The sequence below is a fragment of the Paraglaciecola mesophila genome (assembly GCF_009906955.1).
GTDB lineage: Bacteria > Pseudomonadota > Gammaproteobacteria > Enterobacterales > Alteromonadaceae > Paraglaciecola > Paraglaciecola mesophila_A.
On record NZ_CP047656.1, the window covers coordinates 1,451,913 to 1,476,009 of the forward strand.

The 24,097-nt window shown below is 45.2% G+C and carries 15 protein-coding genes; 5 read left to right on the forward strand and 10 right to left on the reverse strand.

Going from position 1 to position 24,097, the window contains the following annotated elements; all coding sequences use genetic code 11:
* Window position 1: 1 nt before the first annotated feature.
* The 10 genes from FX988_RS06245 to FX988_RS06290 form a co-directional block, all read right to left on the reverse strand.
* On the reverse strand, window positions 2-1,402 hold the full coding sequence (locus FX988_RS06245; protein WP_160178828.1) for an ethanolamine ammonia-lyase subunit EutB: 1,401 nt from the start codon (window positions 1,400-1,402) through the stop codon (window positions 2-4).
* A gap of 493 nt (window positions 1,403-1,895) precedes the next feature.
* Window positions 1,896-2,951, reverse strand: coding sequence for an NAD(P)-dependent alcohol dehydrogenase (locus FX988_RS06250; RefSeq protein ID WP_160178829.1), 1,056 nt, complete (start codon window positions 2,949-2,951; stop codon window positions 1,896-1,898).
* Window positions 2,952-3,149: 198 nt separating this feature from the next.
* Complete coding sequence (locus FX988_RS06255; RefSeq protein ID WP_160178830.1) at window positions 3,150-4,331, reverse strand: alkene reductase; 1,182 nt, start codon at window positions 4,329-4,331, stop codon at window positions 3,150-3,152.
* A gap of 362 nt (window positions 4,332-4,693) precedes the next feature.
* Window positions 4,694-5,788, reverse strand: a complete 1,095-nt coding sequence (locus tag FX988_RS06260) for a GGDEF domain-containing protein (RefSeq protein WP_160178831.1) — start codon at window positions 5,786-5,788, stop codon at window positions 4,694-4,696.
* Between the two features lie 85 nt (window positions 5,789-5,873).
* On the reverse strand, window positions 5,874-7,070 hold the full coding sequence (locus FX988_RS06265; RefSeq protein WP_160178832.1) for an MFS transporter: 1,197 nt from the start codon (window positions 7,068-7,070) through the stop codon (window positions 5,874-5,876).
* A 200-nt stretch (window positions 7,071-7,270) separates the two neighbouring features.
* The gene (gene prpF, locus FX988_RS06270) at window positions 7,271-8,500 is read right to left on the reverse strand and encodes a 2-methylaconitate cis-trans isomerase PrpF (RefSeq protein ID WP_160178833.1); all 1,230 of its coding nucleotides are present in this window, start codon (window positions 8,498-8,500) and stop codon (window positions 7,271-7,273) included.
* 2 nt (window positions 8,501-8,502) lie between these two features.
* On the reverse strand, window positions 8,503-11,109 hold the full coding sequence (acnD, locus tag FX988_RS06275) for a Fe/S-dependent 2-methylisocitrate dehydratase AcnD (protein WP_160178834.1): 2,607 nt from the start codon (window positions 11,107-11,109) through the stop codon (window positions 8,503-8,505).
* A 135-nt stretch (window positions 11,110-11,244) separates the two neighbouring features.
* The gene (prpC, locus tag FX988_RS06280) at window positions 11,245-12,369 is read right to left on the reverse strand and encodes a 2-methylcitrate synthase (RefSeq protein WP_160178835.1); all 1,125 of its coding nucleotides are present in this window, start codon (window positions 12,367-12,369) and stop codon (window positions 11,245-11,247) included.
* 108 nt (window positions 12,370-12,477) lie between these two features.
* A complete protein-coding gene (gene prpB, locus FX988_RS06285) occupies window positions 12,478-13,356 on the reverse strand; it encodes a methylisocitrate lyase (protein ID WP_160178836.1) in 879 nt (292 codons plus the stop codon).
* Between the two features lie 95 nt (window positions 13,357-13,451).
* A complete protein-coding gene (locus FX988_RS06290) occupies window positions 13,452-14,123 on the reverse strand; it encodes a GntR family transcriptional regulator (RefSeq protein ID WP_160178837.1) in 672 nt (223 codons plus the stop codon).
* A gap of 894 nt (window positions 14,124-15,017) precedes the next feature.
* On the opposite strand from FX988_RS06290, the gene FX988_RS06295 reads away from it, so the two are divergent.
* From FX988_RS06295 to FX988_RS06315, 5 genes are all read left to right on the forward strand, one after another.
* Window positions 15,018-15,683: a hypothetical protein gene (locus tag FX988_RS06295; protein WP_160178838.1), complete on the forward strand. Its 666-nt coding sequence runs from the start codon at window positions 15,018-15,020 to the stop codon at window positions 15,681-15,683.
* Between the two features lie 1,363 nt (window positions 15,684-17,046).
* Window positions 17,047-17,757, forward strand: coding sequence for a hypothetical protein (locus FX988_RS06300; RefSeq protein ID WP_160178839.1), 711 nt, complete (start codon window positions 17,047-17,049; stop codon window positions 17,755-17,757).
* A 671-nt stretch (window positions 17,758-18,428) separates the two neighbouring features.
* Complete coding sequence (locus FX988_RS06305) at window positions 18,429-20,312, forward strand: sulfatase-like hydrolase/transferase (protein ID WP_160178840.1); 1,884 nt, start codon at window positions 18,429-18,431, stop codon at window positions 20,310-20,312.
* A gap of 417 nt (window positions 20,313-20,729) precedes the next feature.
* Entirely contained in the window at window positions 20,730-23,489 is a 2,760-nt protein-coding gene (locus FX988_RS06310; protein WP_160178841.1) for a TonB-dependent receptor, read from the forward strand.
* A 268-nt stretch (window positions 23,490-23,757) separates the two neighbouring features.
* Entirely contained in the window at window positions 23,758-24,015 is a 258-nt protein-coding gene (locus FX988_RS06315) for a hypothetical protein (RefSeq protein WP_160178842.1), read from the forward strand.
* Window positions 24,016-24,097 lie beyond the last annotated feature (82 nt).

Consider the following 24,097-nt stretch of genomic DNA (forward strand, 5'->3'; position numbering starts at 1 on the left):
GTTAATTGCCCCCTAATGCATGTAACGAACGGGCAAATGGACCGGGAACATTGCCGGATAACACATGCTGTCCGTTATTTTTCATGATATTCATTTTGTCTAACCAGATCTCAAACTCCGGTGCTGGCCGCACACCCAATACGCGGCGTAAATACAAGGCATCGTGAAATGAGGTTGTTTGATAATTCAACATAATGTCGTCAGAGCCCGGGATCCCCATAATAAATGAACAACCTGCCACCCCGAGTAATGTCAGCAGGTTGTCCATATCGTTTTGGTCCGCTTCAGCATGATTGGTGTAACACACGTCACAACCCATCGGCAGACCAAGCAATTTTCCGCAAAAATGATCTTCAAGCCCTGCCCGAGTGATTTGTTTGCCGTCATATAAATATTCAGGGCCAATAAAACCCACCACCGTATTAACGAGCAAAGGGTTAAACTTACGCGCTACCCCATAGGCCCTCGCTTCACACGTTTGTTGATCGACTCCGTGATGAGCGTTGGCAGATAATGCACTCCCCTGGCCGGTTTCAAAGTACATCAGGTTATGACCAACTGTGCCTCTATTCAGACTCAGCGCCGCAGCTTGTGCTTCAGCCAACGTTGCTAAATTAAAGCCAAAGCTATCATTAGTGGCCTGAGTGCCCCCTATGGATTGAAACACCAAATCCACCGGCGCCCCCGCTTCGATGCACTCCAAAGTGTTCGTCACATGAGTTAATACGCAGCTTTGAGTAGGAATTTGATATTGCTGAATCACCTCATCCATTAAATGCAATAAATTAATGGCTTGTTTGACGTTATCGGTTGCTGGGTTAATCCCAATCACCGCATCACCATTTCCGTATAGCAGACCATCTAACATGCTGGCCGCAATACCGTTCATGTCGTCTGTGGGGTGATTAGGTTGTAAACGTGTTGACAACCTTTCAGGCAGGCCGATTGTGCTGCGAAACGCGCTACTGATTTGGCATTTTTTGGCCACTAAAATAAGGTCTTGATTGCGCATGATTTTACACACGGCAGCCGCCATTTCAGGGGTAATACCTTGTCGGATAACGGCTAACACCTCACTGGTTGCGTGATCGCTCAATAACCAGTTTCGAAAATCACCAACCGTCAAATGGGCAATAGGAGCAAACGCCTTTTGATCGTGTTCATCTAGGATTAAGCGCGTGATTTCATCATCTTCATAAGGAATTAGCGCGTTATTCAAAAAGGTTTTAAGAGGCAGTTCAGCCAGCGTCATTTGAGCAACAACGCGCTCTTGTGCAGTGTGAGCAATGACCCCTGCAAGTTTATCCCCGGAACGCTCAGGTGTGGCTTTGGCCATCAGCTGAGCCAAACTGCTGAAATGATATGTAGTACTGCCGACTGTATGTCGATAACCTTGGCTCATTCAACTATCCATTACGAAGTGGCTCAATGTTAGCAGTTCAATCAAACCTGTAAGTAGAGACCAGCTAGTGGCGTAACACGTTTTTCCTTGATTCATGGGGACTTATTCATCAACTTAAAAATAGTTCAAAAACGGTAAAAAATGCACTAATTCACTTTATGAGTTCATTAACTTATTTGTTTTCTAATTTGTTAAATTTGCGTTGCGAGAAACATACCGCTTAGTTCTTTTTCTTTGTAAAACTTTTAATTTAACTAAATATCAGATAGTTACAGTCGGATGGAGGCCAATGAGGGGGCTTTAGTTGGCGCAGTTTCGAAGAAGTTTTTTAGTATGAGCACCATTTTAGTCGATTTGCACCGCCAAAAGGCACAAAAAATTACCCAATAAAAAAGCCCAAGCGATCACTGCTTGGGCTTATACCAATTTCATTAAGTAATTAACCACTTAGCAAAAATTTAATTTCGTGGATATTATTGAAACGTTGGCGGTGCTACAAACTCTGCATATCAATTACAAAGCGGTAACGTACATCATTATTTTTCATGCGTTCGAACGCGTCATTGATGTCTTGAATGTCGATTTTTTCAATGTCAGCAACCACATTATGCTCACCACAGAAATCGAGCATTTCTTGGGTTTCTTTAATACCGCCGATGAACGAACCAGCCAAAGCCTTTCGCCCACCTATCATGTAAGCACCGTTCACCGCGTCCAGAGGTTCAATGGCGCCAACAAAACACATGGTACTGTTGTATTTTAGCAGGGTAAGATAAGGGTTAACGTCATGCCCTACAGGTATGGTGTTGAGTAAAAAATCAAACTTTCCGCGCCACTTTTTCATTTGATCTTTGTCTTTGGTCACTAATACGTCATCTGCTCCAAGCCTTTTTGCGTCTTCGGCTTTTTCTTCTGAGGTAGTAATCATCACCACATGCGCTCCCATGGCAGAAGCGAATTTAATCCCCATATGACCAAGACCGCCCAAACCAATGACACCTACTGTCATGCCCTTTTTAACCCCGAACTGATGTAGCGGTGAGTACGTCGTAATGCCAGCACATAACAGTGGAGCAGTAGCGGCTTTATCTAAGTTTTTCGGTACGTTAAGTACGAATTTTTCATCTACTACAATGCGCTTTGAATAACCGCCCTGGGTGATACTCTCTTCGTTTTCGGCTGCATCTTTTACTTTGCTGTTATAAGTCATAGTGGCACCGTTTAAACAGTGTTGTTCAAGGTGCTCTTCGCATGCTGCGCAGGATTGACATGAATCCACCATGCAGCCCACACCGACAGTATCACCAACTTTAACGTTCTTAACATCGCTGCCCACTGCACTCACTTCGCCGATGATTTCATGGCCAGGTACAAGCGGATATTGGGAGTTTCCCCAATCGTTTTTAACGGCGTGTAAATCACTGTGACACACTCCGCAATATTGAATATCGATTTGTACATCCTGGGCACCAGGCGCTCGGCGTTTGATGTCGTGGGGCTCCATATGGCCATCGTCTGATTTTGCTGCGTACGCTGAAATAGTTGTCATGATTTCGTTCCTTATTAGGCTATATCTTTACAAGAACTAGCTGTTGATTTGGCGTAGCGTTTGATTCGGTTTAACGTTTTTTAAAGCTTGCTTGCAAGAGCAATCCGTTAATCAATTACCTGCACTACACGCAGAGAATATAAAGGTGCCGTGTTTATTAGCTAAACGAGCACCTTCAGTAAGAAAAGGGATAAGACGTTACAAAGCGGGTTTGAGGTAAGTAAGTGATTGATAGTCAACATACCCCTGGCTGCCGCCGCCATAAAATGTCTCTTCGTTTGGCTTGTTGTAAGGACCTTCGTGGGCTATACGAGCGGGTAAATCAGGGTTGGCTAAAAACATACGGCCAAATGCCACAGCATCAGCGTCGTTGTTTGCAATCCACTTATTAGCCTCTTGCGGGCTAAATTCGCCATTAGCAATAAACACCCCACTAAAGGCTGCACGCATGTCTTTAAGTAACTGATTGCCTTCCTCGAGACCAGAGCCATCTCCCGTGTGATCGTTTGGGCGTACCACGTGTATATACGCAACGTCTTTCTCTGACACCGCTTTGGCCGCCGCCACGTATGTTTCGTGAGGGTTTTCATCATAGCTACCGCCTGGCCCACCCGTTGGTGACAAGCGTACACCTATATTCTTGCGTGGAATTTCTTGAGCAATAACATCGAGTACCTCTTGCAGTAAACGCAACCTATTTTCGACAGAGCCGCCGTATTGGTCGTCACGTTTATTGACCGATGAGCGTATAAATTGGTCTAGCAAATAACCGTTCGCTGCGTGCAATTCAACACCATCAAACCCAGCTTCTTTTGCGCATTTTGCCGCATGGCGATAATCACGTTTTACGTTGTCAATGTCTTCTAATGTCATCGCTCGCGCTTTAGGGTGCGGCACCGTTGGTCCATCAGGAAGTAAATCACCGACAAAGGCTTCACCTTCAGGTTGAAAATCACTCGATGACAAAGGACAAGCGTCGTTAGGTTGAAATACCTGATGAGAAATCGCGCCTACATGCCATAATTGGCAGAAAATGCGCCCTCCGGCATTATGTACCGCATCCGTCACCACCTTCCAGTGTGCTACCTGCTCGTCACTGAAGATACCCGGAGTCCATGCATACCCCTGACCTTGAGGACTAATTTGAGTCGCTTCAGATACAATCAGTCCCGCTGTAGAGCGTTGGGCATAGTAAAGTGCATGCAATGGCGTTTGTAAGTTGTCACCCGCGGTTGAGCGTGAGCGGGTCAAAGGAGCCATAAATACACGATTAGAAAGGGGTAAATGCCCTAGCGCCAGTGGCTTTAGCAACGCCTGTTCTGAAGGCTGGGCTTTGTTTGAATTATCTGCATGTTGGGAATGTGACTGGGAATTTGACAATGTTTCGCTCCTCTTGTCTGGTAACGTGTCTGCTCATAACCTTGATAAAGTGCGACGAAAACCTATGAGGTAATCGACAACCTGTAACAAAAACAATTATCAAATCATAAGCAGTTCATCTGCCACGGAGTAAGCAAGCGCTATTCCAACGCTTGTGCTTTTAGTGAATTAAGCATTGAAGCCTCTAACCACAGGGCCTGCCCAGTGTTCGTAAATAAATTAATGATGCCTGATGAAAACCAATATTCTTATTAGGCAGTAATTATTTCAGGATCTGTGTATTTCAGGGTGTGTCCCCCTAGGAAGTAAATTAGGCACGAAAAGCATGCCGGCACTTAGTATCAGTGCAGACAGCTCATTTACTAAGCTGGGGCAAGCTCGCAGCTGGTCGCACTGACGTAACGCGCCCTGCCGCGGTTTTTCGCTTCATACAAGGCACTGTCAGCCAATTCAAACAAGCGCTTTTTCTCAGTGCTTTTATCGACCTCAGTGTTAATAAACCCAATAGAACAGCTTACAATACGCTGCCCACTGCCTTTACCATGGGCGACATTTTTATGCTGCCAAGCTGCTAATACGCGTGCCGCCTGAGCCTTAGCCTCTTCATTGGTGTTGCCAAGGGAGATCACCACGAACTCTTCGCCACCAAAGCGCGCAACCATGTCCGTTTCTCGATTAAAAATTTGGCGCAGGATCTGTGCCTGCAATTGAATAACGTCATCTCCGCGTAAATGACCATATCCGTCATTGAAGTCCTTAAAGTTGTCAAGATCGACAATAAAAACACTTATTCTGGTATTCGTTCGTGCAGCAATAGACAGCATGCGTTCGAAATTCTGCTCCATTGCGCCTCTATTATATAGCTGGGTAAGCGGGTCGATCTGATTTAAATATAACAGCTGATTATTCAGTTGCTGAAAACGCATAAAGCCGCTCTCTATCTGCTTCACTCCGACTAAACTCACGGCAAAGCCACACAACATAAAGCCAAATTTTATCGAACCTATTTCACCATAAATCGGATAGTGAATGATTATCCAAGCAAATCCTACAAGACTGAGCACGGCGTACATTAGTGAATATATAAAGTTTATGCGAAGAATGAACATGCCAAAAAGTCCATACAATAATGTGCCTTCCCAGGCGAACACTAATTCAGCCTGGGTCCAGCACTGAACGAGTAACCAAAAATTTCCATAGGTTATGCCCAGCACACCAAGCCATAAAACATGCTTGTGAAGCGAATGGTAATTTGACAAAAAAGTCAGCAGATAAAGGGTTAATAAAAAAGGAAATTGTATTCCTAGCCGGGAAATATAATACGCTTGATGAAGCACTTCGGGCAGCAATAATAAATCGATACCGATAAAACTCAGTATCAACAAGCCCCCCATGCTCAGGGTTATTCTCAGTTTTTTAAGGTTGATCGACGTTTCGCTTGGTACATCCATGTACATTTGAATCACTCCAATACTGCTCGCTAGCGTTACATGACGCACGCTTTGTAGCGACAAAATTCCATTTAGTGCGTTTTTTACTCCGCTATGATGTCTTACTTTTGACCGAATGCCCAATTTTTTTCAGCCAATAGCCTAAACATAAAATGACCAATAGCATCAACCAAGACCCTAACACTACGCTAGGCCAATACCCTTTTTGCCAAAACACGTTGAGGTAAATCCCCCCTGTGCTGGCACCGATATAATAGAAAGTTAAATAGAGTGAGGACGCGCTCGCCTTGCCCCCCTGCGCGTTCAAGCTCACCCAACTGCTTGCTGTGGAGTGCGTCAAAAAGAAACCAAATGCGTTGATCAGTAAACCTAAAATGATGGTGTGCAACGAAGGAATTAAGGTGACGGCCGTACCCAGCATGATAATCAACGTGCCAGCCATCATACAAACCGGTTGCGAAAAGCGTTTGCCTAACTTGCCTGAGATAGCAGATGCATAGGTACCCGACAAATAGGTTAGAAACAACAACCCAATGAACTGCGCAGATAACTGATAAGGCGCGTCTTTTAGCACAAAGGTAATAAAGCTGTACTGATTAACAAAAATAAAGAAGCTCAATCCACCAATCAAGTAACTCAACAACAAGCGTTTATTGGCCAAATGCGCCCCCATTTGTACCAACATAGGCTTCAAACGTAATGGCTTAGGCGCAAAATGCGCCGATGGTGGCAACAACCAAAAAAATGCCATGGTTAATACCAAGCTTAACAAGGCCATAAATTCGAACGTGCCCGCTAGACCAAAATTTTCCCCTAGAAAACCGCCCAGTAAACGTCCACCAATGCCGCCCAATGAGTTACCACTGATATAAATGCCCACGGCTATCATCAGTGCGTCAGCATTAAACTCATCACTCATGTAAGCTACCGCTATTGCAGGCAAGCCCGCTAGAAAAAAGCCCTGTACAGCACGTAAAAACAGCAAACTCTGATAATCACTGGCAAAGGCCAGAATAATGGTGGTCGCCGTTATGCCGCACATAGTGAACAGCATAATGCCCTTGCGACCAACCGCATCAGACAATGGGCCGTAAAATAGTAACGACACCCCAAGCGTAAACGTGGTAATGGTAAAGCTGGCGCTTGATTGCAGTGCGGAAACGCCAAACTGCTCCGCTATCATAGGCAGTAAAGGCTGGGTCACGTATAAATTGGTGAACACCATAAACGAGCCTAAACACAGCGCGAGGGTTGCGCGCCAAAAAGCGGAAGTGTGGGGAGTGATCATCCGTGCTTATTATCCTTGGTTACTCGCTCAAATAAGGTAAAAAGGTGCCAATGCACCAAGTACGCAACAGAAATAAAAAAGCGACCTTAGCAAAGGCCAAAGTCGCTTACCAATAACGTGAGTTAATGGAGCAGTAAATAAATGCCATCAAAAGTGCGGCAATAAGGTTGGCCTCTATAAGCACAGCCCATAATTAATAGCTAAAAACTGTCTTGAGGAATACGTACCCAGCCTTCCATCAGTACACGAGCACTGCGACTCATAGACGCTTTAATCACAGACCATTGACCATCAACTTGCTCTGCGGCCGCGCCCACTTTTAACGTGCCTGACGGATGACCAAAACGCACTTCATTTCGTTCGCCGCCACCAGCGGCTAGGTTCACCAGTGTGCCGGGTATAGCAGCCGCTGTACCAATGGCCACGGCAGCTGTGCCCATCATGGCATGGTGCAGTTTGCCCATTGACATAGCCCTTACCAATACGTCGATATCATCAACTTCAATGGCCTTGCCACTGGATGACACATAAGGTGTTGGCGGCGCAACAAACGCTACCTTGGGCGTATGTTGACGAGAGGCTGCCTGACTGATGTCACTGATTAAGCCCATTTGCACCGCACCTTGGGCACGAATAGTTTCAAATTTCGTTAATGCCGCAGGATCGCCATTAATCACATCTTGCAACTCTGTACCTGTGTAGCCGATATCCTGTGCGTTGACAAAAATAGTCGGTATTCCAGCATTGATTAAGGTCGCGGGTAAGTTTGACAGGCCAATGGCGGCAAGCTCTGGTGAGTCCAAGGTATCTACAATGTTCCCTGTGGGGAACATGCCGCTTGGCCCTTGAGACGTCGCATCCCCCTCATCCGCTGGATGCATAAATTCGATGAGTACCTCAGCAGCAGGGAACGTCACCCCGTCTAATTCAAAATCACCGGTTTCTTGCACTTCACCGTCTGTGATCGGTACGTGAGCAATAATGGTTTTTTGAATATTTTGTTGCCAAATACGCACTTCAGCTATGCCGTTGTGGGGAATACGGCTCCCTTTAACGAGCCCGTTACTAATGGCAAAAGAGCCCACCGCCGCCGTTAAGTTACCGCAGTTACCGCTCCAGTCCACAAAGGCTTTATCTATCGCCACTTGGCCGAAGAGATAATTCACATCATGGTCGTCTTTATCGCTTTTAGATAAGATCACCGTTTTGCTGGTGCTTGAAGTCGCCCCGCCCATACCATCGGTTTGTTTACCGTAAGGGTCAGGGCTACCAATCACCCGTAGCAATAGGTTGTCCCTCGCAGAGCCGGGCTTTTGCGCCGACTCAGGTAAGTCATTTAACGCAAAGAACACTCCTTTACTGGTGCCCCCGCGCATATAAGTTGCAGGAATTTTAATTTGTGGCTGATGCACTGTATCTTGAGAACTCATACTTACCCTACCGTTGCTTCAAGAAAGTCTTGGGCGAAACGTTGCAGTACACCGCCCGCTTCGTAAATTGACGATTCTTCTTGGGTATCAATACGGCACTTCACCGGCACACTCACCTGCTCACCGTTTTTACGGGTAATGTTCAAGGTCATTTTTGCCCCAGGCTTACGCTCACCAAGCACATCATAGGTTTCGCTACCGTCAATGTTGTAAGTTTGGCGATTGTCTCCTGGCATAAATTCCAACGGCAAAACGCCCATGCCAATTAGGTTTGTGCGATGTATACGCTCAAATCCCTCTGCCACAATCACCTCAACCCCTGCTAAGCGTACACCTTTTGCCGCCCAGTCTCGTGACGAGCCCTGACCGTAATCAGCGCCTGCCACAATGATCAACGGCTGCTTGCGCTGCATGTAAGTTTCAATGGCTTCCCACATGCGCATTTCGGTCCCTTCAGGCTCTAAGCGTGTTAACGACCCTTGCTTGACGCTGCTTTGTCCGTCAGCGCCTACTTCCTGTACCATTTCATTAAATAGTTTAGGGTTGGCAAAGGTTGCGCGCTGCGCCGTTAAATGATCGCCCCTGTGAGTCGCGTAAGAATTAAAGTCTTCTTCTGGTAAGCCCATTTTATGTAAATAAGCGCCTGCTGCACTGTTCAGTTGGATCGCGTTTGACGGCGACAAATGATCCGTGGTGATGTTGTCACCCAATACCGCTAATGGGCGCATACCTGATAGACTGCGCTCGCCAGCCAATGCGCCTTCCCAGTAAGGAGGACGACGAATATACGTACTTTGCGGGCGCCAATCGTATTGCGGATTAATATGCTCGCCGTATTCCACTTTCAAATCGAACATGGGCTCGTACACTTTACGGAACTGCTCTGGCTTAACGCTCGCTTTGACTACGGCATCAATCTCTTCATCGGTTGGCCAAATATCTTTTAACGTGACTGGGTTGCCGTCTTGGTCATGGCCTAGAATATCGCGCTCAATATCAAAACGAATAGTGCCGGCAATCGCGTACGCCACCACTAACGGCGGCGACGCTAAAAACGCCTGATTCGCATGGGGGTGTATACGCCCATCAAAGTTACGGTTACCTGATAACACCGCTGTGGTATACAAATCACGATCGGTTATCTCTTGCTGAATGGCTGAGTCGAGAGCACCGCTCATGCCGTTACACGAGGTACAAGCAAACGCCACTACGCCAAAACCAAGCTGTTCCAGTTCAGGCAACAAATCGGCGTCTTCTAAATACAACTGTACCGCTTTTGAACCCGGCGCCAATGAACTTTTTACCCAAGGCTTACGTGTTAACCCTAGCTTGTTGGCATTGCGCGCGATTAAACCGGCTGCCACCATATTGCGCGGGTTACTGGTATTGGTACAACTGGTGATCGCCGCGATAATCACCGCGCCATCAGGCATTTTACCTTCTTCGTTTTCTACTACACCACTGATACCGCGCTGAGCGAGTTCATTGGTAGGCACCCGGCTATGCGGATTTGACGGCCCAGCAATGTTGCGACCAATAGTCGACAAATCAAATTTCAGCACACGCTCGTACTCAGCCGTTTCTAAGCTGTCAGCCCATAGGCCAGTATGTTTGGCGTAGGTTTCTACTAGTTTCACTTGTTCGTCGTCACGCCCCGTCAGCGTCAAATAATCAATCGTTTGCTGATCGATATAGAACATGGCCGCTGTAGCGCCGTATTCTGGGGTCATATTCGAAATGGTTGCTCTATCACCTAAGGTCAGATGCTTAGTGCCCTCACCGTAAAATTCTAAATATGACGACACCACTTTTTCTTTACGTAAAAATTCAGTGAGTGCTAGCACCACATCCGTCGCGGTGATCCCCGCTTGCGGGCGGCCTGTTAGTTCAACGCCAATGATATCTGGCAGGCGCATATAGGATGCACGGCCAAGCATGACACTTTCAGCTTCCAGCCCACCTACCCCAATGGATATAACGCCTAAAGCATCTACCATAGGCGTGTGGCTGTCGGTACCAACTAAGGTGTCAGGAAAGGCGACACCATTAAGCTTTTGCACCACTGGCGACATACGCTCAAGGTTGATTTGGTGCAATATACCGTTACCTGATGGAATAACATCCACGTTTTTAAACGAGGTCTTAGTCCACTGAATAAAGTGAAAACGGTCTTCGTTTCGTCTGTCTTCAATGGCGCGATTTTTCTCAAATGCGTCTTTATCATAACCGCCATGTTCGACGGCTAATGAGTGATCAACCACTAACTGGGTTGGCACCACAGGGTTGACTTTAGATGGGTCGCCGCCCTTTTCTGCGATGGCATCACGCAGGCCAGCCAAATCGACCAGTGCTGTTTGCCCAAGAATATCGTGGCACACCACCCGTGCAGGAAACCACGGAAAGTCCAAGTCGCGTTTTCGGTCAATCAACTGCTTTAGTGAATCTGTTAAATGTTCTGGCTCGCAGCGTCGCACCAAGTTTTCAGCCAACACCTTTGAGGTATAAGGCAACTTAGCGTAAGCGCCTGGGGTAATAGCATCCACTGCGGCTTGGGTATCAAAATAATCAAGCTTGGTGCCTGGAAGAGGTTTACGGTAATCGGTATTCATAGCGGTCCTTAAATACGAGAGTAACAACGCGCCAGTCATAACCTGTTTGATAAAGAGAAATGCAGAAACTGGCGAAAATAGTAAGCCGGCCAAACAGAGACGAATGCTTGAGCGTCCGCCTCTGTCTGTTACAGCTTAGCGCTGACTAATAGGTGACACTTTTCGTGGCTCAGGCCCAACATAATCCGCACTGGGGCGAATAATACGATTGTTGCTGCGCTGCTCCATCACGTGTGCGGCCCAACCTGTAAGACGTGAACAGACAAAAATCGGTGTAAACAATTTAGTTGGAATCCCCATAAAATGATAAGCAGATGCATGGAAAAAATCCGCATTACAGAACAGTTTTTTGCTGTCCCACATAAATTCTTCACACGCCACTGAAATGTCATACAAAGAGGTATCACCGTTCTCATGGGCTAGCTTTTCTGACCAAGCCTTAATGATCACATTACGTGGGTCAGATTCGCGGTAAATCGCATGGCCAAAGCCCATAATTTTTTCTTTACGCTCAAGCATGCCGGCCATTTGTTCTTTGGCATCTGCAGGTGAGCTGAATTTTTGGATCATGTCCATCGCTGCTTCATTCGCACCGCCATGTAATGGCCCGCGCAAAGAGCCGATTGCACCGGTAATACAAGAGAACATATCAGACAAGGTTGAAGCACATACACGCGCGGTAAACGTAGAGGCGTTGAATTCATGCTCAGCGTATAGAATTAAGGATACGTCCATGACTTTGCGATGCTGCTCTGAAGGCGTTTTCCCGTGCAAAAGAGCCAAGAAATGCCCGCCAAGCGAATCTTCATCTGTGGTGCAATCAATCTCTACCCCATCATGAGTAAAGCGATACCAGTAACACATGATGGCCGGAAAGGCCGCCAATAAACGATTGGCCGCTTGGTGCTGCTGTGAAAAGTCAGCTTCTGGCTCAATATTGCCTAAAAATGAACAACCGGTGCGCATTACATCCATTGGGTGCGCGTCTTTGGGGATCAGCTTTAATACGTCTTTAAGTGCTTGCGGCAAGTCACGCTGTTTAAATAACGAAGCCTTGTACTCATCTAATTGTGCTTGATTGGGTAATTCACCATTGAACAATAAGTAAGCCACTTCTTCAAAGGTGGCGTTATCGGCTAAATCAGATACATCATACCCAGCATAGGTTAACCCGGAACCTGATTTACCCACTGTACACAGGGCAGTTTCGCCAGCGCTTTGACCACGTAAACCTGCACCACTTAATTTTTTATCAACCATGATTTGCTCCTAAATAAGTATTCGTTAGCACCAGATGAATGACTGCTGTGCACTCACCTGGCTGCCATATTTACCTTTATTCGTTAATGATTATTCGTTTGCTAACAGTTACTTGTTTTTGCCCTGGGCAAAAAGGCTGTCCAGCTTTTGTTCGTAATCGTGATAATTTAGGTAATCGTAAAGCTCCATGCGAGTTTGCATGGTATCGACCACAGAAGTTTGATCTCCCTGCTCTAAAATCGCGTTGTAGACGTTTTCGGCCGCTTTATTCATGGCACGAAAAGCACTAAGTGGGTAAAGCACCATCGCTGCGCCCCACTCGCCCAATACTTTTTTATTCCATAATTCGGTTTGGCCGAATTCAGTGATATTGGCCAAAATTGGCACGTCCAAGGCCTCAGCAAATGCGCGATAATGTTCTTCGGTTTTAATTGCTTCAGCGAAAATACCGTCAGCTCCAGCAGCAACGTATGCTTTAGCACGCTCAATAGCTGCATCGAGCCCTTCTTGAGCGAAAGCGTCAGTGCGGGCCATAATGAAAAAGTCTGGGTCAGTACGTGCGTCAACGGCCGCTTTGATGCGATCAACCATTTCCTCTAACGGGACAATTTCTTTATTTGGGCGATGACCACAGCGCTTTTGCGCCACTTGATCTTCCATATGCACTGCCGCTGCTCCAGCCTTCTCCATATCACGGACAGTTTTAGCAATGTTGAACGCACCGCCCCAACCTGTATCGATATCCACCAACAGGGGTAAATCACAGGCCGACGTTATACGCTGCACATCAACAATCACATCATTAAGAGACGTCATGCCTAAATCAGGCAAACCGTAGGATGCATTGGCCACACCGCCGCCAGACAAATAAATGGCTTGATGACCAATTTTTTTTGCCATCATGGCGCTATAGGCATTGATGGTTCCAACAATTTGCAGCGGTTTATTGTCTACCAATGCTTGGCGAAATTTTTGACCTGGGCTCATGAAACGTGCTCCTTGAGATAATGTTTAAGATGGGGTGAGCATTCACCCTCACGCTAACGATTAAAGGGGTATTTAATGACAATCCAATGACGTCATTACACAACCTGTTCTGGCGCTAATTTGCGCTGAATATTATTTTTTGAATATAAAATATGCCGGCGCATCAGCATTTCAGCTAACTCGCCATCGCGATTAGAAATCGCTTGTACTATGTGTTTATGCTCGTCAAACGCCGTGCTTACGCGAGGGCCAGACATGCCAAGTTGCACTCGGTACATGCGCACCAAGTGATAAATGCCATTAACCAACATAGCGATAAGATGATTATTCTTACTGCCTAAAATTATCCGGTAATGAAAATCAACGTCCCCAGCTTCTTGATAATAAGAACCGTGGTTTTTCACGTCTTGGGAATGCATGTTGAGCAAGGCGTTTAAATCAGTAATTTCTTCATCCGTCATATTTTGTGCCGCAAGTCTTGCCGCCATACCTTCGAGAGATTCTCGCACTTGATATAAGTCCACCAACCCTTCGGGAGATAACGACACCACCCGCGCCCCTACATTGGCTTTTCGCTCAACGATATGGCACGACTCCAAACGATTGATCGCTTCTCGGATCACTGCTCGGCTAACGCCATACTTTGTCGACAATTCGGTTTCACTTAGTTTTGAACCCGCTAGCACCACACCTTCCACTATGTCTTTACGCAACTGGAAAAAGGTTTTATCCGCTGCGGTAATAGCTTGTTCGGTATGGTTTTGCATAGTAAGGATGTGTTCCTTTTCGTGTTTACGACAAATGAATGCTTAATACTTTTACTGACGGTAAATTGCATCAGCAGCTTGATGTTGTCGACAATATAGCAGAGTAAATTAGGTTTTCAAGGTATAAATGCGGGAATTGTCGACAATGTGCTCTTTTTCAACCTGACGGTTAATTATGCGCCTTGCTTACTTTATGAGCTGCGCTCACGGAGCACAGCTTTGCTGCTTATGCGCGTTGCTTACTTTATGGCCTTCGGCCACCTATGGTCTTTGACCACTTATGCACTGCGTGCACTGAGCACAGCTTCGCTGCTTATGAGCTCCGCTCACTTATGCGCGTTGCTTACTTTATGGCCTGCGGCCACCTATGCGCTGCGCTTATCTTATGAGCTGCGCTCACTAATGCGCTTCGCTTATGGCATCCATGCCTATTTTTCAAACCGCGTCCCGCGGCTCAACTGACTTTTTACCAACAGCCGCAAAAAGTAAGCAAAAAGGGCCGCTCTCCAGCAAGACTCTATTCCTTGTGCGTCTCGACTAACACCGGTCGTGAAAACGCGTTCCCGACGCGGCTTTCACTTAGATTGCATCCATGCAATCCACCCAGTGTTAGCCTTCGATGCTCAGGGAGTCTTGAGTCGAGGAACGGGCGCTTCGTAGTTAGATTTACTGCATATTCGTCAACTATTCTGGTAAGCAGAAAGATCTTGGAAGTTTTCCATATTTATAAAAGAGTAAAGTTAAGAAATAGAAAAAATTTAACCTGTACAACAAGTTACGGTGCATGCTAAAAACGACATATAGGGAAAGGTGGAAAGCTTCCGTGATTAAAATACGGATGCAATTACGTTACTTTCCGGCTATTAACATTGTTAGCTTCCACAAGGTTGTTTTATGGAAATAAAAGGCAAGGAAATAAATGTTACTGCAATATTAGGAAAGGGACTCGTAGGAGCTATTCCAATAGTAGGCCCATTAATCGCGGAAATCGTTGGCGAACTAATCGCTAACCAACGATTAGAAAGAATAGAGTCCTTGTTGACATTGATTGAATCAAAAATTGCCTCCCTCGACACTGAAGGTTTATTAGAAAATCTGCGTTCGGAAGAGAATATAGACTTATTCGAGGATGCTTGCCATGGAGCTGCAAGAGCCCTGACTCAAGAGCGTAGGGAGTATATAGCTTCTTTGTTCGTCAACACCACAACAAATGACCAGTTGGATTATGTAGAAGCAAAAAGACTGTTCTCACTACTAAGTGAATTGAATGATGCTGAGTTAATAATTTTAAAACATCAATCATTACGAAGAGTCGGGGATGAATGGCATGTTTTTAAAGAGCAACATAAAAATGTTTTAATGAAAAATGAAATATATGCGTTACCTAAACAAGAAAGAATTGATAAAGAAGCTATCTATGCTTCACATTTTAGCCATTTAGTTGCCTCAGGGCTTTTGAAGCACAACTTTCAGAGAGTAAAAGGTCTTCCAGAAATTGACCCGAAAACTGGAATGCAAAGATCAAAAGGGTTCGTGATTACGGCGCTTGGTATGCTATGAGTAAAATTAATTGAAACTCAAACAGATGGAAGCTAATTAGATACGAAGACACCCATGTTAAAAATGTTCCTTGTTAAATTATCGATTATCAATCACTAGTGGTTTTCAAAAGAAGGGTAAGACAAGTCGCCACTTTGAGCGGAAAAGTTTGAGTCACGAAAAGGCAAAAGCAGCGATGGCGTGCCAAGCGTGCGCTACGCTTATTTATGGCCTGTGACAACTATGTGCTTCACTCTCGCCATCACCGCAACTGGAGCGCCGGCCCGGTACCTCTGTGTAGCCGTACTTCCCAACATCCATTTGGGTACCTGCACGTCTTGACTAACATATGGAGTGAAGACTGTAATTGATTTTTATTTGCCCTTATATCAATTAAGTCAGAGTCGCTGGAATCTAAAAATAGATACAGAGATAGATACAGAGATAGATACAGAGACACCCATGTTAATTCATTTTATAGATACAGAGACACTCATAATAATTTATTTCGAATCGGTGCTTTACGAAACTGCTTTTTTTAGCGGCGTAGCCATTACTTTTGGTGACTTAGTCGCTGCTTTTTATACCGACTCTAGTCACCCAAAGCATCGAAGGCTAACGCTGGTCAGGTTGAAGGGAGCAGTCTGACTGAAAGCCGCGTTGGGAATGCGTTTTCACAACCAGTGTTGGGCGAAACGCGCAGGCCACCAACATGGATATTGGAAGGTAGAGCAACGCAGGGAGCACCGGGCTGGCGTTCCAGTTGCCGAGAAAAGTGACTTGCTGGAGGCGGCTTCTTTGCTTCGGGCTGTCCTTACTTTGCGTGCTGCGCACCGTCCTTCGGATGTTCAAAGTTGTTCCCTACAACTTTGTCTTGTTACTCTTTCTTAGCTTTAAAAGGAATCACTAGTGGTTTTCAAAAGAAGGATAAAAAAAACTCCACTTTGAGCGGGGAATTTTAAGTTGCGAGAAAGCTGAAACAGCGTCTTAGTCAACTGGTTTCACTTCCAGCGTTGTCGACTATACTCATTTAACGCTCCAATGTTTAAATTCTAAGACTAATTGAAGCAACAAATGGAATGGCTAGTGATAGCGTTAGTAACGATAGTATTTTTAGCTAGGGCAAATGGATTCTTGCAAGAAGAGTAGTCATTTTCTTACCTAATACATTCAGAACATATTTTAATTGCGATTAGTTGTAGTAGCTCTGCAATTGGAATAATTAAAATACGATAACTAACTTCCATTAAACCTATCCAACATGGTGAACTAAATTGCAAAAGCAATTCTGCCATTTTGGACGACCGATCACTGGGTTCTACTGCGATTTATCGGAAGTCATTAGGCTAGTGACAGCTTTTTTTTAAAGGACGAGGAAAAAATAATGGCTAAAATGCAAATATCATGGGACTTAATAATCGAAAGTTTTAGTGAGCGTGGTGAAGATGAGGTATCGCTGCAATTTGCAATGGTTACTGCTTTTGGAGGGGACGTTCGATTGGACCCTTATACCACAGGTAATCTCTTTCCCTCTAGATTCCGTAGAGGGCTAATTTTGCCGCCAGACTCAACTGATGATGACGGCCGAAGGATCCGGGCGCAAGGCATGTTTGTCGTACCCGCGAATGTACCGACCATCAGAAACCCCTTCCTCGGCTTTGTTGCACGTGCAGTCGAGCAAGACAGCTCAACTGATGAAAATCGTGAGCAAGATAACGAGCGTTTTTACAGTGCTGTTGAAACTAGTGCCCAGCAAATTTTTTCAGCTGGAAATGTACCTTCAGCAACGGATCTCTGGTCTGCAGGTAATAGTGCGAATTTAACCGATTCAGGTTGGTTTATATTTGACCCAGATGACGACGATAAAGTAAGTACATCAGCTCGTGTATTTCCCACATTTGGAAGTCGCTTGCGCGAAGCTTTGGTTGCAGAGCCTACTATTGGTCTAGGTGGAGCTAGACTTCCGGGTCCTAACGAATCATTTAATATCACGTTTGTTGGTTCTGGAAATTCCTCTGGAGCGGTGTATCAAGTAAATGTTTCGATTCATTTAGTCACTAACGGCGGGCCATCATCTTCGCAGTCGTGGTACTAACATCATGCTCAATGTATCTGTACTCTGTGCTTTTGATAGCAAATTTATTTTTGTTCCGCTTTATATAAAGATATAAAGTAAATAGCGACATCAACAGAGCCGCTTAAAATTTGATGTTACTTGGCACGAGAAATAACCAGTCTGATAGTCTTCCAGACCTTAATTATGTCCAAGATAAAGGTTGTCGGTTAGCAACCTTTATCTTCTGTATTAACTTGAATGCCAATATTGTTTATTCAATTACTCAAATTTTTACCGCCTAGCTCTCATCATATTAAAACTTACAAATACACCCATAATAAAACGTAGTCATTATCTCTAGTCTCACCGCTGGCGTTTCCTCAATGCGCGTTATTGTACTTTTCATCTAAATGATTGAGGGTTTTTACCGAAATATTGAGCGAGTAAAAAGGAGTCGGCGCGCAAGGTCAGTTTTAAATCAAGGGCCTACGCTACAGAATATGCATTGAGTGTGTTCTTTAAGGGGCTTTTTAGTACGCCGCTTTTCTCTTCTCGTCATTGCTGCCGAACCATCAACCGCTTGTGTCATTTTTGATACGCTGGTGTGTCAGGTTTACCTCACAAAGATTTACAAAATAGCCTCAATTACCGTGACATATTAAACAGAATAAATGTAAGATGTTAACAATTAACCAATAGGAGTAACTAAAATGCTACGAGTTAAGTTGCGCTACTTCATTCCTGCTGCAGTGCTATTGTTCAACATTTTCGCCAGTGCTTCACAAGCTAAAAGCCAACCCAATATTCTCTGGATCATAACGGACGATCAGCGTCCCGATTCAATACAAGCCTATAACCGTGCCACCCGAGGTACTGATGAAGGCGAGTTGGGTTTTGTGCTTTCGCCAAACATAGATCAACTCGCTAGCGAAGGGGTGATGTTTACCAATGCCTATAACAATTCTCCCACATGTGGGCCATCAAGAACCTCTATGCATACTGGTCGGTATCCGTTTAGAAACGGCAAGTACGCGTGGGAGCATACCCACCAAGAAGCTGACTTTGTGCGCCCCGCTGTCTCCCAGCAGCTTCGAACCGCAGGCTACAGTACGGCCATTATAGGTAAAACACATCACGGAATTAGTGAAGCACTAAATCAAAAGAGTCATATTTTTGATCTAGAAATTGAATTCAACCGAGATTTGCTGCTGCATGGCTTTGGCGGCTGGTACTCCAGCGGCTCTCATGGGTTAGAAGATGCCGTATTAAAACGCAGAGATTCTTTCGAAAAGGTCTTTTACCCTGATGGTCGAAGCAAAGAATTTGTTTTATCAAAAAAAGACCGAGCGCTAAATGAGCAAGAACAGTCGATAAAACAAGGTGTAGAACAAGAATTTGACATTTTACGGGCATACACTCGTATCAATACAGGATTAATACTAGGTGGGGTTAACCCGCAACCCGCTGGTAAAACCGTGGATGGCTATATTGTTAAAGAGTTTGAAAATTATTTAGCCAATAGCGGTAAACAGTACGAGAGTTTTTCTGGACGTCAGGTTAACGGCCCAGATGAAAATAAACCGACCTTTGTTAACCTTGGTTTTCACTTACCTCATACGCCCGTCTTACCTCCGAAATCGTTCCGTGATCAATTTAAAGATCGTGATTACACATTACCGAATTTTGACACCCAAGAGTTAGGCACTTTTACCACTCAGCAATTACAGATTTATAATGAGGCGAAGTCCGACGGCATGACCAAGGAAGATCAATTGCAGGCTGTTCGCGACTACTACGCGTTTACCGCATACGGCGACGCCCTTATCGGGGAAGCTGTCGAAGCATTCAAAGCCCATTCAGCTAAGCAAGGTCGTGAATATGTTATCGTGCTTACTGTCGGTGATCACGGCTGGCATCTTGGGCAACAAGGTATCATGGGTAAATTTGGCTCTTGGCAAGCATCATTAAACGGCGCAGCCATTGTAGTCTCATCAGATAAGAAGACATACCCACCAGGCAAAATCGTTACTGACCTTGTTGAATACGTAGATTTTGCGCCAACCCTGATGGAAGCAGCCCAAATCAATACGCAAGAGAAGCAGTATGATTACTTGGATGGCGTTGACCTAGCCAAAGTCGCCAACGGTGAAGCGCCTGAACGGGATTATATACTCGGTGAAATGAATCTAGTTTGTGGCTACCGAGCCTATCTGCGTACGGATGACTTTGCGTTTTCCATGCGTACTCGAGATAAACGCACCCCAGCACGCGTGCCAGATTTAAACGAAGATATAACTTGGGCACTGACGACAAGTCCATTAAATGCGGAAATGGCGTTATACGACTTGCGGGTTGATCCAAAAGAGAGGAAAAATGTTGCTTATACAGTGGAATATATAGAGTTAGCGGAATGGTTCCGTCGCAAGCTAGGAAATATCGTATTAGGTGACGGTCGCGTGGAAATGGATTGGTCGACAAAAAATGCTTACAACGTGAGTCAATTTGCCTCAGGCGCGGATGATAAAAAGATCGACATCCCAGCCAATATTATTCCAAAAGATGGAGTGACCAACCCTCAACGCTTTAACTTATAGCATCTGCCCTTTGCTGGGCAGGCTCCCTGTCCAGCGTACCAAGGTTCTCGCCCCCCAAGCGACATAGTTGTTACGTAAATATTAAACAAAGCATATTTACAGCACCTCATTAGCCCACGTAGCAGCTGAACCGAATGCAATAAACCCACTCTTAACTGGCCATATATTCCAAATAAAAACATATTTAAATAAATAATTTTTATAAAAATTGTGCATTCCAAAAAACCAGAATTCTCTGACTTCATCTCTCGCGCTCTCTTGTAGCGCTATGTATAGCAGCATTTGCCGCCAAATAAATTAACCACACACGCTTAAAATCATTAACATTCATTTAATATTTTGTTGACAATTAACATTAAACCTACGAACATATTTATCGTTGACAATTTATTTACAATTAAGCTGGTGGAACATCACATGAAAGCCAATAGACTCAGTAAAATCGCTATCGCCGTTGCTACAGGGTTGTTATGCAGCACCGTTAATGCTCAAGAAACAGAGCAAGAACCTCAGGCTGTTGAGGTCATTCAAGTAAAAGGTATCCGTGGTTCGTTAACGTCAGCGATGGATATAAAGCGTGACGCTTCCGGCGTCGTTGATGCTATCTCTGCTGAAGATATCGGAAAATTCCCCGACACAAACCTAGCTGAATCACTGCAACGTGTTACGGGTGTTTCCATCGACCGAACCAACAACGAAGGTAACCAAGTGACGGTGCGTGGTTTCGGGCCAAGCTTTAACTTAGTGACCTTGAACAACCGCCAAATGCCAAACTCTTCTGCACTTGCAGGTGCTGGCATATCCCGTAGTTTTAACTTTCGTGAGATTGCCGCAGAAAGCGTTTCCGGTGTTGAGGTATATAAAACGGGCCGAGCCAATGTCAGCTCAGGCGGGATCGGAGCCACGATCAACATTAAAACGGCCCGCCCTTTTGAAATGGAAGAGTTTGTTGCCGCTTGGAGTGCAAAAGGCGTAATGGACACCAGTGTTACAACAGGTGACGACATCACCCCAGAAGTAGCGGGAATGATCAGTAAAACCTTCAACGATAGAAAATTCGGTGTGCTTGCATCACTTTCTTATTCAGAGCGTGACAGCCATATAGACCGTATTGGCACCCAAGGTTGGGGCCGTGGCTACCCAGGGCAAGCCAATCCTGATACCAGCGCCATTGATACGGATAAAAACCCAACGCTGGCAACGTGGCGCACACCTACGGTAGATTTAGACGATGCGAATTACAGTCGTGACCGTTTGAACGGCCAGCTTGTGCTGCAATTTGCTCCCAGTGACACACTGACCGCGACACTGGATTATGTTGTTTCACGATTAGAAGAAAACGGCAAAATGAACCGAATGAGCTTTTGGTTCGATAACGTTGAAGAGGGTGCAGCGGATGCCAATGGTACTATTATTAACCCTAGTAGAAGTAACGACGAACTGAACTTCTGGGCTTGGGAATATAACTTTGAAACAGAAAATGACTCCATCGGTGCTAACTTTGAATGGCAAGCAACAGATGCACTTAACTTCACCTTAGATTTACATGACTCGACGTCTCATGCCAACCCAGGGGCTTTGCCGGCCGAGCGTCTAGCGAACTTAAAGAATCCATTTGGAACATTAGCCCCAGTCCATATCAGTGCTGATTTTAGCGGCGATACTCCCACCGCTTTCTACGACGATAGCGCACTTGAAGGCGGGGCATATTCCCCCGAAAACATCGAGGGCGACTTATATCAAGAACGTGGCTATGAAATCGAAAATAACATTCAGCAGATTCAATTTAGTGGTGAATGGAAGAACATGAGTGACGGTGCGCTTGATAGTGTGCAGTTTGGATTCGCCCACACTAAATATGACGTGGACACAGGCAACATTTATAGCGCTAACTTTGCACTTGGAAATGGTGCGCTGAACACCGATGAGCTAGAATTTGAATTGCAGCCTGGTGGCGTGGGTTACGAGTACCTACCGATTTACAGCGCCAATCAGTTTCTTGATTTAGTTAAAGAACAAGGCCTATATAACGAAGCTGATATTCAAAAGAACGGTATATCAGAAGAAACCACAGCAGCTTTTGCATCGTTCGACTTCATAACCGAATTTAACGATATGCCGGTCAACGCCAATTTTGGCCTTCGCTACGAAGAAACCGATGTAGAATCTTACTCAGTTCAGCGACCCGTTATCGGCTTTAACTGGATAACGCCAATTCAGTTATCAAAAATTCTTGCCGACGAGGAAGTATCAGAAACGTTGGAGGGCGCTTACGAGCACTTCTTGCCGAACCTTGATATAAGTTTGGGGATCACAGATGAATTAACGGCAAGATTCTCTTACAGTGTCACCGTGGCTCGCAGCAGTATCGGCGCCATGTTCCCCTCTACCAATATCAACCTACACCGCTCAGGTGGTCCGTTTCGCGCCTCACAGGGCAACCCCAACCTGTTGCCATATGAGTCAGAAAATTTCGATTTATCATTAGAATATTATTATGACGAAGGTAGCTATGTGTCAATCGGACACTTCCGTAAACAAGTGGATAACTTTATCGCCTCAGGGCAAACAGAGAGCGAAATAATTAGTCCTGCGGGACCGCTTACCGACCCAAGCGTTAACCCACGAGGAAATTGCCCTGAAGGCTCAGAGCAAAATCCAGTTGATGCGTGCGTCTCCATCGCAAGCGATCCTGTGATCATTTGGGAAATCACGTCGCCTCAGAACCTTAACGAAACACGTGTATATGGCTGGGAATTCAATGTACAGCATCTTTTCGGTGACACAGGTTTTGGAGGCGTAGTTAACTACACTATGGTCAATAGTGAAGACGAATATGATATTTATTCTCTTGAAAATGATTTTGCACTATCTGGTTTAAGTGATTCAGCAAACCTAGTGCTGTTCTACGAACAAGATGACTATCAAGTTCGCGCTGCTTACAACTGGCGGGATGACTTCCTACTAACCGGCGGTCTGGAACCCACTTTTACCGAAGCTTACAGTCAGCTTGATATTTCCGCTAGCTACGACATTAACGACCACTTATCTGTATTCTTTGAAGGGATCAACGTGACAGATGAAAGTACCCGCCGTCATGGCCGCTTTAGCAATCAACTGATTGATTATGAAGTATATGGCCCCCGTTATAACCTAGGTGTACGCGGTAAGTTTTAAGCCCATAAGCCAGCCTGAAGTTTAGGCTGGCTTTTTTTTTGTTATGAGTTCAAGGAGCGTGAACGAACTGAGTATGCCCCTCAATTAACAATGCTTGATTCACTAAGTAATAAGCAAATATAAATAATCTCAATAATTGTAAAGGCGCCTTGTAGCGCTTTTTGTGTTATCAATAATTAATCCAGAATAATCTACCTTGAAGTCCACAGTTTTAGGTAGAACACACCTAAACAGGTAGCCGTCAATGTAACGTTAAGGATGAAGACAGATGCCCTATAAAGTGAATTTTTTTGCTAGGCCAGTAAATTCCGACCAAAAACTACCCTGGGAAAGCTTACTCATTGAATTTTCTTTGGGCGTGATATGCCTTGTCATGGCTATCTACGGTTGGGATACAGGAATGGCGTTAATGGCCTACCCTGCTGCTGCAGTTGCCGTAATTTGCTTAACGCTCGTTGCTTATTCGCTATTTGGCTTTTTTCGAGAAAAGTGGCGTGCCAAGCACCACAACCACTCAAATCATTAGTGGCGCACTTCACTTTTATATATAGAGCAGCATGGATATAAGCAGCAAGAATAAACTTCTTATGGATCACCCTTGGCGTTGG

What these genes read in the sequence shown, in the direction of transcription:
- FX988_RS06245 (WP_160178828.1), bottom strand. Translation starts at nt 1,402, where the DNA reads ATGAGCCAAGGTTATCGACATACAGTCGGCAGTACTACATATCATTTC.
- FX988_RS06250 (WP_160178829.1), bottom strand. Translation starts at nt 2,951, where the DNA reads ATGACAACTATTTCAGCGTACGCAGCAAAATCAGACGATGGCCATATG.
- FX988_RS06260 (WP_160178831.1), bottom strand. Translation starts at nt 5,788, where the DNA reads ATGTACATGGATGTACCAAGCGAAACGTCGATCAACCTTAAAAAACTG.
- FX988_RS06265 (WP_160178832.1), bottom strand. Translation starts at nt 7,070, where the DNA reads ATGATCACTCCCCACACTTCCGCTTTTTGGCGCGCAACCCTCGCGCTG.
- prpF (WP_160178833.1), bottom strand. Translation starts at nt 8,500, where the DNA reads ATGAGTTCTCAAGATACAGTGCATCAGCCACAAATTAAAATTCCTGCA.
- acnD (WP_160178834.1), bottom strand. Translation starts at nt 11,109, where the DNA reads ATGAATACCGATTACCGTAAACCTCTTCCAGGCACCAAGCTTGATTAT.
- prpC (WP_160178835.1), bottom strand. Translation starts at nt 12,369, where the DNA reads ATGGTTGATAAAAAATTAAGTGGTGCAGGTTTACGTGGTCAAAGCGCT.
- prpB (WP_160178836.1), bottom strand. Translation starts at nt 13,356, where the DNA reads ATGAGCCCAGGTCAAAAATTTCGCCAAGCATTGGTAGACAATAAACCG.
- FX988_RS06290 (WP_160178837.1), bottom strand. Translation starts at nt 14,123, where the DNA reads ATGCAAAACCATACCGAACAAGCTATTACCGCAGCGGATAAAACCTTT.
- FX988_RS06295 (WP_160178838.1), top strand. Translation starts at nt 15,018, where the DNA reads ATGGAAATAAAAGGCAAGGAAATAAATGTTACTGCAATATTAGGAAAG.
- FX988_RS06300 (WP_160178839.1), top strand. Translation starts at nt 17,047, where the DNA reads ATGGCTAAAATGCAAATATCATGGGACTTAATAATCGAAAGTTTTAGT.
- FX988_RS06305 (WP_160178840.1), top strand. Translation starts at nt 18,429, where the DNA reads ATGCTACGAGTTAAGTTGCGCTACTTCATTCCTGCTGCAGTGCTATTG.
- FX988_RS06310 (WP_160178841.1), top strand. Translation starts at nt 20,730, where the DNA reads ATGAAAGCCAATAGACTCAGTAAAATCGCTATCGCCGTTGCTACAGGG.
- FX988_RS06315 (WP_160178842.1), top strand. Translation starts at nt 23,758, where the DNA reads ATGCCCTATAAAGTGAATTTTTTTGCTAGGCCAGTAAATTCCGACCAA.